The following is a 12,735-nucleotide window of genomic DNA, read 5'->3' as shown; positions in this document are numbered from 1 at the left end:
CCCCATGTCGACCCCCATGATCGCGGAGAATCCGACGGATGCCGTCCGGGAGAGCATCACCGTGCCTCTGGGCAGGAGCCGCGCAGAAGAGTTCGCAAGCCCGAGCTCGCTGATCTTCTCGGCCGTCTCGGTCACCTGCTCGGCGTGCCCGTCGCGGATCTGCCACACATCCGCAAGACCGAACCACGGGATCGTGCAGTTCTGCCAGTACTCCTGCTCCTTTCGGCTCGGCGTGTGGCCCGAGCGGAGTCGCGCGACGAACTTCGTTCGTTCGACAGTCCAGTGCTCGGGGATGGCCCCCAGCCACTCGACGCCGGAGTTTTTGTAAGCCGGGTACGGCTTGAAGCGAGGTGCAGTCATCGCCACGGGCCTCCGGGCGGCCAGTGCTTGTCGAGCGAGCGCTGCTCCCTCGCGGCGTCGAGAACCGGATCGGCGAAGCGGCGGATTTCTGCGACGGTCTCGGGCAGATCGCACTTCGCCGCTGTCAGCCCGCTCTTCTCGAGGAAGGCCCGCCAATGTCGGCCGTTCGCGGAGCTCTCCGCGAATGCGACGCGCAGCCCGTCGAGAGTCCCCTCGGGAATGGCGGTCGCCTCGAGCTTCTCGGCGATGGTCGTGTACGCGGTGTACGCGCGGACGCTCGCCATGGGGAAGCCGAGCAGGCCCCCGGGGATGATCTCTTCCGTCGGAGGAAAGACGGCGTCGCCGAGTCCAACGTCGACCTGGTAACGGAGCTTGGTGCGGCCGAGCTGCGCGTCGAACTTCGCGCGCAGGCCTAGCACCGGCGACTCGACTCGGATCCGGCGAACGACGATGGAATCGAGAGCGAAGGCTATGCCGTCCTGTTCCACGTCGACCTCGAGGACCTCTCGCAGGAGAGCGCGCAGGCGCTCCTCGTCCATGCCTGCCGCGCCGAGCAGGTCGATGTCTCGCGTCGGGCGCGTCGCCGCGCCGAGCCAGTGACGAAGGAGCAGACCCCCCTTGAGGACGAAGTGCTCCCGGTGCTCCGACCGCCCCAACCGATGCAGGAAGCGCTCGATGGCGAAGAGCTCGAGTAGCTCGACGAACGGCCGGCCCGTCTCGGCTGCCTCGTTCTTGAGCCGTGCTTGGATCGATTGCACCAGCGCCGCGAGCGGGGCGTCGCTCACTGCACCGCCTCCAGATACGGGCGGATGACCGCGTCGACCCGACAGAGCTTGGCCATCCGGTGTACCTCTGCCGGCGTGAACTTCCGCTCGGCGAGTCCCGTTCGCAGAGCTTCGACGGCCACGTCGATTCCTATGCGGCTTCTGAACTTGAAGCAGTCCGCCACCGTCTTTGCGCAGCCGTAGACCCGGATTGCGACGCCGTCGCGTTCGTGGGTCTCGATCCCCGAGCTGAACATCTTTCCGCTCATTCGATAGACCCGCAGCGGCGGCCAATCGAGCCGTGGAGACGCCGTCCCGCGCGGGAGCGCGATGCTCACCTGGTGGGGGATCTCCGTCGTGAGCCCGTGGAAGTGGAGCGCAGAGACGAGGGCGATCACGGCCTTCGGCACGCGCGTCGCCACGGTCACGAGATCCGGGTCGGCGAGAGCCGGAAGGTCCGCCAGCCGGTAGACGCCTCGACTGATGAGCTCGAGGGTGCCGGCGTCGCGCATCGCGTAGAGATCCCGCCGATGCACGCCCAGGCGAAGGGCGTGCGCGGTTCGCAGCACTCCGCCGTTGCGACGGAAGGCGTCGATCACCTTTCGGTCTTGTCGGGCGCTCGCCATGGATGGACAAGATTCACATCACTTATGGATAAGTGTCAACTCTATTGTCCAGCTCGAATCGTCGGCGCGAAGCGACTCGGTGCCGGCATTTCGCGTCAGCTTCCAGCGGACCCCGTCACCTCCGCCAGCATGCGCACGATGTCGCCCTCGATCGCGCGGATGTCGGCCTCGATCTCTTCGAGCGGCCGGGGCGGCGTGTAGCGGTAGAAGTAGCGGTTGAAGCCGATCTCGTAGCCGACGAGGCCGACCTGGCCGTCCTTTGGGTCGCGCCGGGACGTGTCGATCCAGGCGTCGGGCACGTGGGGTCTCACTTCGCGTTCGAAGAAGACCTCGATCGGCTCGGCGAGCGGCACGCTCTCGGTGTCGCGAAGCTCGGGGTCGGGCTCGGGATTGCCGTCGGCGTCGCGGCAGATCACGGCGGTCTCGTCGCGTTCGGAGAGCGCGGCGAGGATGGCCTTTCGGGCGGGCGCCGAGAGCTTCAGGCCGTGGGTCTTCGCGGCGGAATCGAGCGCGCGCTCGAATTCGTCGCGGTCCTTGAAGCAGGTGTCGGGCAGCGCACGAACGAGCTTGCGGATCGCGTCCTGCAGTGCGCGGCCCTCGGCCTGCTCCTTCGCGCCGGCGGCGCCCTTCTTCTTCGATTGCGCGAGCGCCTGGAAGCCCTTCTGGTCTTCGAGTCGCGCGATCCGTTCGGGGCTCGCCTGGAAGTTCAGCCGGAGCGGCCGCTCGACGGTGATCTTGCGGTAGCCGAAGTGCGTGGTCGGGAAGACCTTGCTCGTCTCGCCGTCCTCGAACGCGGCCAGGATCTTCAGGATCTCCTGCGCGCGCTCGATCGGGATCTCGCGCCGCTTGTCGCCCAGGCTCTTGTGCATCGACACCCAGAACGACGAGGCATCGACGAGCTGAACCTTGCCCCTCCGCGCCGGCGCCTTGCGGTTCGTCACCACCCAGACGTAGGTCGCGATTCCGGTGTTGTAGAAGAGCTGCTCGGGCAGCGCGATCAGCGCCTCGAGCAGATCGTTCTCGAGGACGAAGCGGCGGATCTCGCTCTCTCCGCTGCCCGCGTCGCCCGTGAACAGGGGCGACCCGTTCATGATGATGGCGATGCGCGAGCCGCCGTCCTTCGGGGTCTTCACGTGCGCGAGCATGTGCAGCAGGAACAGGAGCTGGCCGTCGCTGATCCGCGGCAGCCCGGCAGCGAAGCGGCCGGCCGCACCGCGCTCGTGCTCTGCGCGCACCGAATCCTCGTCGCGCTTCCAGTCCTTGCCGTACGGGGGATTGGCGATCAGGTAGTCGAAGCTCTGGCCGGCGTGGCGGTCGTTCGAGAGCGTGCTGCCGAACGCGACGTGGTCTGCGTCGCGGCCGGTCGGGTCCTTCATGAACAGGTCGGACTTCGCGATCGCCCAGGTCTCGGGAACGCTCTCTTGCCCGAACAGATGGATGTCGGCGTTCGGATTGATCGCGGGGCGAAGCACGTCGCCGTTCTTGCGCAGGCCGACGGTGATGTGCTCCTTGGTGATCATCAGCATCCCGCCCGATCCGCAGCACGGGTCGTACACGGTGCGGATCGCCTTCTTGGCGCGGATCGCGGGCTCGTCGCCCGCGAGCATCAGATCGACCATCAGGTGCACGACGTCGCGCGGCGTGAAGTGCTCGCCCGGGTTCTCGTTCAGCGCCTCGTTGAACTTACGGATCAGCTCTTCGAAGACGGTTCCCATCGTCGGGTTGTCGACCGCGTCCGGGTGAAGGTCGATGTTCTTGAAGCGCTCGAGCACCTGGAACAGCAGCCCCGCCTCGTCGAGCTTGCTGATGGTGTTGTCGAAGTCGAACTTCTCGATCACCTCGCGCATGTTCCCGCTGAAGCCGGCGATGTAGTTTCGCAGGTTCGCCGCCAGGTGCGGGGCGTCGGCGAGCAGCTTCTCGAAGTCCTATCGCGACGTGTTGTAGAACGCGAAGCCCGCGATCTTTCGCAGCTGCGGGTCGAGATTCTCGAGCTTCTTGCCCCGCAGCTCCGCTTGCTTGGCGAGGACCGTGTCTTTCGTGCGCGCCAGGACGCAGTCCAGACGTCGCAGCACGGTGAGCGGCAGGATCACGTCCTGGTACTTGCCCCGCTTGAAGGTGTCCCGGATCAGGTCCGCGACACCCCAGATGAAGCTGACGATCTCGCTGTGATTCACAGATCTCTTTCTCCGGGGATCGGAGTCTACTCGACCTGCCACCGGGCGTAGAGGAACTGCTGCAGCGCCCCCGAAGGCGTCCGGTGGTCTTCGAGGAAGTGCGCACGAAGCGCGAAGCCGGGACCGAGCAGCGCGACGATCTCGTCCAGCGAGTAGCGCTGAACCGGAAGGCCGCTGCAGCGCGTGGGGCCCTCGGGGCCGAACGTGGCCAGCACGAAGTGGCCGCGCGGTCGGAGCGAAGCGCGGAGCACCGCCAGATAGCGCGCGCGGTCGGCGGCGTCGGTCAGGAAATGGAAGACCGCGCGGTCGTGCCAGATCGCGTAGGCGCGCTTCGGCTCGAAGCGCGTGACGTCGGCCTCGATCCAGGTGACGCGCGCGGCCGCGTCTCGAAGGCGTTCGCGCGCGTGCTCGAGCGCGTTCGCGGCGATGTCGAGGACGCTCACATCGGAGTGACCGGCGGCGATCAGATGGTCGACCAGGGTCGACGCGCCGCCGCCGACGTCCAGGATCGGGGCGTCGAGCGGCTCGCCGGTCGCGCGGATCAGCTCGAGCGAGCGCTCGGGGACCGGCTGGTACCAGGAGACTTCGCTCGGCAGCTTCGACTCGTAGACGCGCTCCCAGTGGCTCCGGGTCGGGTCGCTCACGACTCGCGCGGCGCGCCCACTACAGGCGCTCGGCGGCCTTCTCGACGTAGAAGCGGACCAGCTCGAAGCGGTCGTTGCCCCAGAACATCTCGTCGCCCACGAAGATGGTCGGCACGCCGAAGACGCCGCGCTCGATCGCGGTCTGGGTCTCGCGCTCGAGGCGCGCCTCGAGCTCGGGCGTGCGCGCGCGCGCGAGCACGGTGTCGGGGTCGAGGCCGGCGCCGGCGATCAGCTCTTCGAGCACCGATTCCTGCGCCAGGTCGCGTGCGCGCGCCCAGCGGGCGCGGTACGCGGGGTAGTGGAACTCGCGGAAGCGGCCCTGGTCCTTCGCCACCAGCGCGCAGCGGAGCGCGAGCGACGTGTCGGACTTGTACAGCGCGCGCGCGTCGGGCGAGATCTCGGCGCCGATCGCCTCGGCCCAGTGGCGGATATCGTTCACCGCGTTGGCCTGCTTGCGCGGGCCGAGCTCGGGCGGCTTGCCGACGCCGGGCTCCTTCAGCCGCGCCAGGTGCACCGGCCGGAATTCGATCTCGACCCCCAGGTCGCGGAAGTACGCCTCCGCGCGACAGCTGCCGAGGTACGCCCAGGGACACGCGTAGTCGTAGTAGAGGGAAAGCTCCATGGCCCGCAGAGTATCATGCGCGGCCGATGGAGCCGGATTTTGCGGAGCTCGAGCGCGAGATGGCGCGCCAGATCGAATCGGGCCTGCGGCCGTCGCTCCAAGTCGCGGTCGACTTCCGCGGCGAGCTCGTCTTCGAGCGCGCGCTCGGGGAGGCGGCGCACGTCGACTCGACGTACGTGCTGTGGAGCTCGACCAAGCCGCTGGTCGCGGTCGCGCTGCTTCAGCTCGTCGACGAGGGCCGCGCGGCGCTCGAAGACCGCGTCGCCAAGCACATCCCCGAGTTTGGAACCCACGGGAAGGAGCGCTGCACGATCCTGCACCTGCTCTCCCACCGCGGTGGCTTTCCAGATTCGGCGCCCGAGACGCGCAAGGCGCTGTTCCGGATCGCGCGCGACTGGGACGCGAGCCTCGCCTTCGTCTGCGACATGCCGGCGCTCTGGGAGCCGGGCACCGACCGCGGCTACCACCCGCTCTCGGCCTGGTTCATCGTCGGCGAGCTGATCCAGCGCCTCGACGGGCGGCCGCTCGCCGACGCTCTCTTCGCGCGCGTGCTCGAGCCGCTCGGCGTGCCGCGCGACGGGTTCTGCCTGGGGCGCCCGCAGGACCTGGCCGGGCCGCCGATGACCGTGCGCACCCGCGACCGGAAGGGCGCGCCGAGCGCGGGCGAGGCCGCGTACTGGAGCGATCCGCGCACGCACGCCGCGGTGATTCCCGGCGCGGGCGGGATCGCGCGCGCGCGAACGCTCGCCGCCTTCTACCGCGCGCTCCTCGACGGCGGCCGCGGTTGCAACGGACGGATCCTCTCGCCCGAGATGGTGCGCACGGCGACGTTCCCGCACGTGGTGGGAACGCGCGACCGCACCATGCTCCGCGACATGCCCTGGGGGCTCGGCATGCACCTGAAGCACGTGCTGCCATCGGTGGACGACTGCGGACGGCGCGCCACGCCCGGCACGTTCGGTCACGCCGGGCACTTCCTGGTGAACACCGGCTGGGGCGATCCGGGCCGCGACGTCGCCGCTGCGATCCTCTCCAACGGCCTGGCCGAATCCATGTCGGGAATGCGCGCGGTCTGTGCGCTCTCGGACGCGATCCACGCCGCGATCGACCGGGCGAGCGGATCGGCGCGCGGCTAGACTGCGCCAATGCGCACGAGCGGGATCGCGCCGGGACTTCTGTTGGCGATGCCGCAGCTCGAGGACCCGAACTTCGCGCGCGCGGTCGTGCTGATGGTCCAGCACAACGACCAGGGGTCGTTCGGAATCGTCGTGAACCGGCCCAGCGACACGCCGGTGATCGAGGTGATGTCGCCGCTCGGCCTGCGCTGGCGCGGCGATCCGGAGGCCGTGCTCTGGATCGGCGGCCCCGTCTCACCCGAGTCCGGCTGGCTGCTGCACGAGCCGAGCGCCGCGATCGCGGGCGAGGGCACGGTGGACGTGTCCGACGGGATCGCGCTGTCGACCGCGCCCGAGCATTTTCGGACGCTGGTCGAGAAGCCGCCGCGCAGGCTGCGCTTCTTCGCCGGCTACGCCGGCTGGGGCGCGCAGCAGCTCGAGGGCGAGCTCGCGCAGGGCGCGTGGCTCACGGCCGACGTCACGCCCGCGCTGATCTTCGACACGCCCGCCGAGAAGATGTGGGAGCAGGCGCTTCGCTCGCTGGGCATCGAGCCGAGCTCGCTGGTCCCCGGCGTCGGCGTGCACTGACGCGCGCGCGACTTCAGCCGAGCAGCCGGGCGAGCGCCCGATCGACGTCGCGATCGCGGAACTCGTAGCCGCTCGCTTCGAGCTTCCGGGACGAGACGCGCGCGCCGCCGAGCAGGAGCTCGTCGGCGGCCTCTCCGAGCGCGAGGCGTAGCGCCGTAGCAGGCACGCGCAGGAACGCGGGCCGGCCCAGAGCCCGCGCGATCGCGGTGGTGAGCTCCGCGTTCGTGACCGGCGCCGGCGCCACGGCGTTCACCGGCCCGGAGAGCGTCTCCGACACGATGCAGTGTCGGATCGCGCCGACCAGATCGTCGAGCGTGATCCAGGCGACGTACTGCGAGCCGCTGCCGAGCTTGCCGCCCAGCCCGAAGCGGAACGGCAGGAGCATCGCCGCGAGCGCACCGCCCGACGGGTCCAGGACCACGCCGATGCGCGGGTTCACCACGCGCAGGCCGGCCGCTCGAGCAGCGTCGCAGGCGCGCTCCCACTCGACGCAGACCTCGGGCAGGAAGCCGCGGCCGGGGGGGCTCGTCTCGTCCAGCCACTCGCCGCCGCGGTCGCCGTAGTAGCCGATCGCGGAGGCCGAGACGAGCACGGGCTTCGAGGCCAGCCGCGCGAGCGCCGCGGAGACCAGGCGCGTGGTCACGGTCCGGCTCTCGACGATCTCGCGCTTGCGCGCGGTCGACCAGCGCCCCGAGGCAATGCTCTCTCCCGAGAGGTGCACGAACGCGTCGATCCCCTCCAGCGCGGCGGGATCGAGCCGGCCGCTCGCGGGATCCCAGAGCACCTCGCCGCGCCGGGCCGGCTCGCGGCGCACGAGCCGGAGCAGCGTGTGCCCATCGGCTTCGAGCGCCTTGCCGAGTCGGCGACCGACCAGGCCCGACGCTCCGCTGATCGCGATCCTCGCCCCGCCCGCGGCCATCGCATCCTCCCGACGCGGTAGCATGGCGAAAAACCGGGGAGGAATCCTGATGAAGAGCTTTGGCGGCAAGCTTGCGGTGGTGACCGGCGGCGGAAGCGGGATGGGGCGCGAGCTCGTGATCGCGCTCGCCAGCGACGGCTGCCACGTCGCGCTCTGCGACGTGAACGAGGAGTCGATGGCGCAGACCCGATCGCTCGCGCGAGCCGCGGCGAAGACCGACGTGCGCGTGACCACGCACAAGGTCGACATCTCCGAGGAGCGGCAGGTGATCGCCTTCCGCGCCGCGGTCGCCGAGCAGCACCAGGCGAAGCACATCGACCTGCTGTTCAACAACGCGGGAATCGGCGGCGGCGGAAGCTTCGTCCTCGACGAGCGCGAGGAGTGGGACAAGACCTTCGCGGTGTGCTGGGGCGGCGTGTACTACTGCACGCGCGCGTTCATGCCCATGCTGCTCGCCAGCCGCGAGGCCCATCTGATCAACACCAGCAGCGTGAACGGCTTCTGGGCGTCGCTCGGCCCGCGCTCCGCGCACACCGCATACAGCGCCGCGAAGTTCGCCGTGAAGGGCTTCACCGAGGCGCTGATCAACGACCTGCGCAACAACGCGCCGCACGTGAAGGTCTCGCTCGTGATGCCCGGGCACATCGGCACGGGCATCGTGATCAACTCCAGCCGCATCCTCGGTCGCGACCCCAAGGAGATGAGCGACGCGCAGCTCGAGGACGCGCGCGAGCGGATGGAGCGGATGGGGCTCGCGGTCGGCGCGGCCTCGAACGAGCAGATCCGCCAGGGCCTGCAGATGCTGGGCGAAGCCTTCCGCGACGCGGCGCCGATGACCGCCGCGGCCGCCGCGAAGGTGATCCTGGACGGCGTGCGAGAGGAACGCTGGCGCATCCTGGTCGGCGCCGACGCGGAGGTGCTCGACCGGCTGGTGCGCGAGACGCCCGAGGAAGCCTACGAGACGAGCTTCATGGAGCGGCTGCAGTCGCAGAGCACTTGGGCGATCGGGCAATAGAAGCAAAGGCGTGACCGCGCGCACGATGCGTGGTATTGGATCGCCCGTGCAAAGACTCCCGTCTCTGGAGCGGCTCGTCGTGACCGCGCTCGCGCTGGCCGGGCTTCTCCTGCAGCCCGCAGTCGGCCTGGCACAGGACGACCCACCCGAAGTGAGCCTCGCCCCGGATCCCGGCCTCTACCTGGTGAAGCCCGACGTCCCGGTGATTCCCGTGCGCGAGCGCGAGGTCTGGTTCCGCGACGCCTGGACCGCGCGAATCAACGCCGGTTACGGGACGGACAGCAGCCTGGGCGAGATCGTCGGCGGGGACTTCGACGTCGACAGCGGGAACGCCGGCCTGATCGGGATCGACATCGGGCGCCCGCTGGTCGACGACTGGCGCGACTGGCCGATCGACTTCGCCTGGCGGCTCGGCGGTCAGCTCCACGGCACCGGCGAGAGAGGCGGTCGGAGCGCCTTCGTGCAGACCGCGTACCTGAAGATGTACTGGCGGCCGTTTCCCTGGGAGCGGGTGGTCAGCACGCGGATCGGCTTCGGCGAGGGGCTCTCCTACGCCTGGCGCGTGCCCGAGATCGAGCGCGAGTACGACGAGCGCCACGACGACGGAACCTCGAAGTTGCTGAACTACCTGGACATCAGCATCGACCTCAACATCGGCGACGTGATCCGCAACGAGCGCGCGCGCGCCTGCACACTGGGGCTGGTGATCTCACACCGGTCGGGCGTCTTCGGCCTGGTCGACATCTTCGGCGGCGTCCACAACGGCTCGAACTACAACACGGCTGCGGTCGAGTGCGGCTTCTAGCGCTTCGTCTGATCCTGCTCGCCGCGTTGGCCGCGACTCCGGCGTGCTCGTCGGGCTGGGTCGATCTCTCGCCGCTTCCGCCCGCCGGCTACGTGAAGCTCGGACCGGCCGAGGGCAGGGGCTGCGCGACTTACTTCCTGGCCCTGCCCTGGCACCAGTTCCTCGAGTTCGGCGCGAAGGATCGACTCGTGCGCGCGCGCTCCGAGGCGATCGCGAGCGTTCCGGGCGCAACCGGTCTGGTCGGAGTCACGCTGCGGGAGAGCTGGTCCTACTGGGGTCTGGCAAGCCGCCGCTGCGCGACCCTGCGCGGGGACGCGATCCGATGAGCGCGCGGCTCGCGAAGACGCTCTCGATGCTTCCGCTCGCGTGGCTCCTCTGCGCGTGCGCCGGGACGCCCGCCCAGCTCGGTCCGCGCGAGCCGGTCGCGTACGACCCCGACGACCGCATCGACTACGCGGTGACCGAGTGCGGCGCGCAGGTGCTGATCTTCCTGCCCCTGTGGACCAACGACCGGCTGCCGCGCGCGATGGCGCTGATCGAGGAGCGCGCCGGGGATCGCTACGTCGCCAGCGTTCGCGTGCGCGAGCGCTGGACCTACCTGGTCTTCGGCGAGATCCTGTGCACGGACGTCGTCGCGGCCACGTTCGGGCGCGCCGATGCCCCCGACCCGAGCCCCGCGGCGGACGCGCGCCTTCGCTAGAGTGCCCCCATGGCCAAGGTCTACCCCGAGCTCGACGAGAGGCTTCGCGCGTTCATCGCCGAGCAGCACATCTTCTTCGTGGCGAGCGCCCCGAACGGCCCCGACGGGCACGTGAACTGCTCGCCGAAGGGGCTCGACACGCTGCGGATCCTCGGCCCGACCAGCGTCGCGTACCTCGATTTCGTCGGCAGCGGCGCGGAGACGATCGCGCACGCGCGGCAGAACGGGCGCGTCGTGATCATGTTCTGCGCCTTCGAGGGCCCGCCGAAGATCCTGCGGCTGCACGGGCGAAGCGAGATCCTGGAGCCGAACGACGCTGGGTTCGCGAAGTTGCTGGAGCGCTTCGACGCGAAGCCGGGGATCCGCGCGATCGTCCGCGTCGACGTCTCGCGCATCAGCGACTCCTGCGGCTACGGCGTGCCGCTGATGCGCTTCGAGGGCGAGCGCACCCAGATGATCGAGTGGGCCGAGCGCAAGCAGGAGGCGGGACTCGTGGCGTACCAGCGCGAGCACAACGCCGCGAGCCTCGACGGCCTGCCATCGCTGCGCTGGCCCGAAACGCGCGAGAAGCCGTAGACCGCGACCGGATCAGCGCTCGCGCAGTACTCGCGAGAGCAGCTCGTCGAGCTTCGAGAGGAAGCGCGAGCGGTCCCGAGCGCTGATCGGGCTCGGGCCGCGCGAGGCGATGCCGGAATCGCGAAGGCTCTGCAACAGGTCCCGAGTCGCGAGCGCCCCGCCGATCGAGTCCTCGGTGAAGACCCGGCCGTTGCCGGAAAGGACGTGCGCGCCCGCGGCCAGGCAGCGCGAGGCCAGGGGAATGTCCGCGGTGACGACCACGTCGGACTTGCGTACGTGCTCCGCGATCCAGTCGTCGGCCGCGTCCGGAGCGCCGTCGACGACCACCATCTCCGCGCGCGTCCGGGCCGGGACGTGCAGCCTCGAGTTGGCGACCAGGGTCACCGCCACGCCGTGGCGCGCGGCGACGGAGTAGATCTCCTCCTTCACCGGACACGCGTCCGCGTCGACGATCATCCTGATCAGGGCGCCCTCCCCTTTGGGCACGTTAGCACTGCGACCCGCAGGGTCCGCGAAGAAGGAGTCTCCCCCCATGTTCGAGCCCAGGTTTCCCGCGAGCGTCGACCAGATCCGCTTCGACGACCCCGAGTTCTGGAACGCGCCCGCCGAGGATCGAGAGGGCGCGTTCGCCCTTCTTCGGAGCGAGCGGCCGATGTCGTTTCACGAGGAGTTCACGCCGCCGCCGGAGATCCCGCTGCCGAAGGGGCCGGGCTACTGGTCGGTGACGCGGATGGCCGACGTGCTGACCGCGAGCCGGCGCTCGGATCTGTTCTGCTCGGGCAGGGGCGTGCAGATCGTCGACCTGCCGGCGGAGCTCAACGAGTTCTTCGGCTCGATGATCGCGATGGACGACCCGCGCCACGCGCGGCTGCGGCGGATCGTCGCGCGGGGCTTCACGCCGCGCGCGCTCGCGAGCCTGCAGCACGACGTCGAGCGGCGGGCCACCGCGCTGATCGACGCCGTGATCGACCGGGGCGAGTGCGACTTCGTGGGTATGATCGCCGCCCCGCTTCCGCTGGGAATCATCTGCGACATGATGGGCATTCCCGAGAGCCAGACTCGGTTCGTCTTCGAGCAGACCAACATCATCCTGGGCCTCGGCGACCCCGAGTACGTGACTCCGGGAACCAGCCCGCTGATCGCGGCGCTCGACGCGGGGCGCGGGCTCGCGCAGCTCATGAACGAGCTCGCGATCGAGCGCCGCAAGAACCCGACCGACGACCTGACCTCGCAGCTGCTGAGCGCCGAGGTCGACGGCGAGAGCCTCTCCGACCAGGAGCTCGCGTCGTTCTTCGTGCTTCTCGTCGTGGCCGGGAACGAGACCACGCGAAACGCGATCAGCCACGGCATGAAGGCGCTCTCGGACCACCCGGACCAGCGGCGCAAGTGGGTGGGCGACTTCGCGGCGATCGCGCCCTCCGCCGTCGAGGAGATCGTGCGCTGGGCCTCGCCCGTGATCCACTTCCGCCGCACCGTCACCGCGGACACGGAGCTCGGCGGCCAGAAGCTTCGCGCGGGCGAGAAGATCGTGCTCTGGTACAACTCCGCGAATCGCGACGAGGCCGCGTTCGAGGAGCCGTACCGCTTCGACGTCACGCGCGCGCCGAACGAGCACGTCGGCTTCGGCGGACCGGGCGCGCACCACTGCCTGGGCGCGAACCTGGCGCGGCGCGAGATCACGGTCGTGTTCCGCGAGCTGCTGCGCCGCCTTCCGGATCTCGAGATCAGCGGCGCGCCCGAGATGCTGCGCTCGAACTTCATCCACGGCATCAAGCGCATGCCGTGCAGGTTCACGCCCGGCGGTTCATGCTAGGCGCGAGACCGCCC

General features: G+C 69.7%; 15 protein-coding genes and 1 pseudogene. 8 read left to right on the top strand and 8 right to left on the bottom strand.

Going from position 1 to position 12,735, the window contains the following annotated elements; genetic code table 11:
• From FJ108_10495 to FJ108_10470, 6 genes and pseudogenes are all read right to left on the bottom strand, one after another.
• A partial coding sequence (locus FJ108_10495; GenBank protein ID MBM4336325.1) for a hypothetical protein occupies positions 1–360 on the bottom strand: 360 nt, incomplete at its 3' end.
• Positions 357–1,418 (bottom strand): nucleotidyl transferase AbiEii/AbiGii toxin family protein, encoded by a 1,062-nt coding sequence (locus FJ108_10490; GenBank protein ID MBM4336324.1) that lies wholly within the window; start codon positions 1,416–1,418, stop codon positions 357–359. The genes FJ108_10490 and FJ108_10495, both read right to left, overlap by 4 nt.
• On the bottom strand, positions 1,142–1,750 hold the full coding sequence (locus tag FJ108_10485) for a transcriptional regulator (GenBank protein MBM4336323.1): 609 nt from the start codon (positions 1,748–1,750) through the stop codon (positions 1,142–1,144). The genes FJ108_10490 and FJ108_10485 overlap by 277 nt, the downstream gene beginning before the upstream one ends.
• Before the next feature lie 95 nt (positions 1,751–1,845).
• A pseudogene (locus FJ108_10480) lies at positions 1,846–3,924 on the bottom strand (SAM-dependent DNA methyltransferase).
• Between the two features lie 26 nt (positions 3,925–3,950).
• A complete protein-coding gene (locus tag FJ108_10475) occupies positions 3,951–4,568 on the bottom strand; it encodes a class I SAM-dependent methyltransferase (GenBank protein ID MBM4336322.1) in 618 nt (205 codons plus the stop codon).
• Positions 4,569–4,587: 19 nt separating this feature from the next.
• A complete protein-coding gene (locus FJ108_10470) occupies positions 4,588–5,190 on the bottom strand; it encodes a hypothetical protein (protein ID MBM4336321.1) in 603 nt (200 codons plus the stop codon).
• A gap of 26 nt (positions 5,191–5,216) precedes the next feature.
• Between FJ108_10470 and FJ108_10465 the strand changes: the two genes are divergently transcribed.
• Positions 5,217–6,326, top strand: a complete 1,110-nt coding sequence (locus FJ108_10465) for a beta-lactamase family protein (GenBank protein ID MBM4336320.1) — start codon at positions 5,217–5,219, stop codon at positions 6,324–6,326.
• A 9-nt stretch (positions 6,327–6,335) separates the two neighbouring features.
• Positions 6,336–6,893: a YqgE/AlgH family protein gene (locus FJ108_10460; protein ID MBM4336319.1), complete on the top strand. Its 558-nt coding sequence runs from the start codon at positions 6,336–6,338 to the stop codon at positions 6,891–6,893.
• A gap of 13 nt (positions 6,894–6,906) precedes the next feature.
• Here FJ108_10460 and FJ108_10455 read toward each other — a convergent pair whose 3' ends face one another.
• Positions 6,907–7,812 (bottom strand): TIGR01777 family protein, encoded by a 906-nt coding sequence (locus FJ108_10455; GenBank protein MBM4336318.1) that lies wholly within the window; start codon positions 7,810–7,812, stop codon positions 6,907–6,909.
• A gap of 49 nt (positions 7,813–7,861) precedes the next feature.
• Here FJ108_10455 and FJ108_10450 point away from each other — a divergent pair, with 49 nt between their 5' ends.
• From FJ108_10450 to FJ108_10430, 5 genes are read left to right on the top strand one after another with little or no spacing between them, the layout of a single operon-like run.
• Positions 7,862–8,827 carry an SDR family oxidoreductase gene (locus tag FJ108_10450; GenBank protein MBM4336317.1) on the top strand — a complete coding sequence of 322 codons (966 nt, stop codon included), beginning with the start codon at positions 7,862–7,864 and terminating at the stop codon, positions 8,825–8,827.
• Positions 8,828–8,873: 46 nt separating this feature from the next.
• Complete coding sequence (locus FJ108_10445; protein ID MBM4336316.1) at positions 8,874–9,632, top strand: hypothetical protein; 759 nt, start codon at positions 8,874–8,876, stop codon at positions 9,630–9,632.
• A 26-nt stretch (positions 9,633–9,658) separates the two neighbouring features.
• Positions 9,659–9,958, top strand: coding sequence for a hypothetical protein (locus FJ108_10440; GenBank protein MBM4336315.1), 300 nt, complete (start codon positions 9,659–9,661; stop codon positions 9,956–9,958).
• On the top strand, positions 9,955–10,332 hold the full coding sequence (locus FJ108_10435; GenBank protein ID MBM4336314.1) for a hypothetical protein: 378 nt from the start codon (positions 9,955–9,957) through the stop codon (positions 10,330–10,332). The genes FJ108_10440 and FJ108_10435 overlap by 4 nt, the downstream gene beginning before the upstream one ends.
• A gap of 9 nt (positions 10,333–10,341) precedes the next feature.
• Complete coding sequence (locus FJ108_10430) at positions 10,342–10,908, top strand: pyridoxamine 5'-phosphate oxidase family protein (protein MBM4336313.1); 567 nt, start codon at positions 10,342–10,344, stop codon at positions 10,906–10,908.
• Between the two features lie 12 nt (positions 10,909–10,920).
• On the opposite strand, the gene FJ108_10425 is transcribed toward FJ108_10430, so the two are convergent.
• Positions 10,921–11,442: a YaiI/YqxD family protein gene (locus FJ108_10425; GenBank protein ID MBM4336312.1), complete on the bottom strand. Its 522-nt coding sequence runs from the start codon at positions 11,440–11,442 to the stop codon at positions 10,921–10,923.
• On the opposite strand from FJ108_10425, the gene FJ108_10420 reads away from it, so the two are divergent.
• Entirely contained in the window at positions 11,441–12,721 is a 1,281-nt protein-coding gene (locus tag FJ108_10420) for a cytochrome P450 (protein ID MBM4336311.1), read from the top strand. The two genes, FJ108_10425 and FJ108_10420, sit on opposite strands and share 2 nt — an antisense overlap.
• The last annotated feature ends 14 nt before the right edge of the window (positions 12,722–12,735 follow it).

This window comes from Deltaproteobacteria bacterium (assembly GCA_016875225.1).
Classification (GTDB): domain Bacteria; phylum Myxococcota_A; class UBA9160; order SZUA-336; family SZUA-336; genus VGRW01.
Note: the sequence above shows the minus strand (reverse complement) of the source record. Positions and strands in the feature narration are given on the sequence as shown.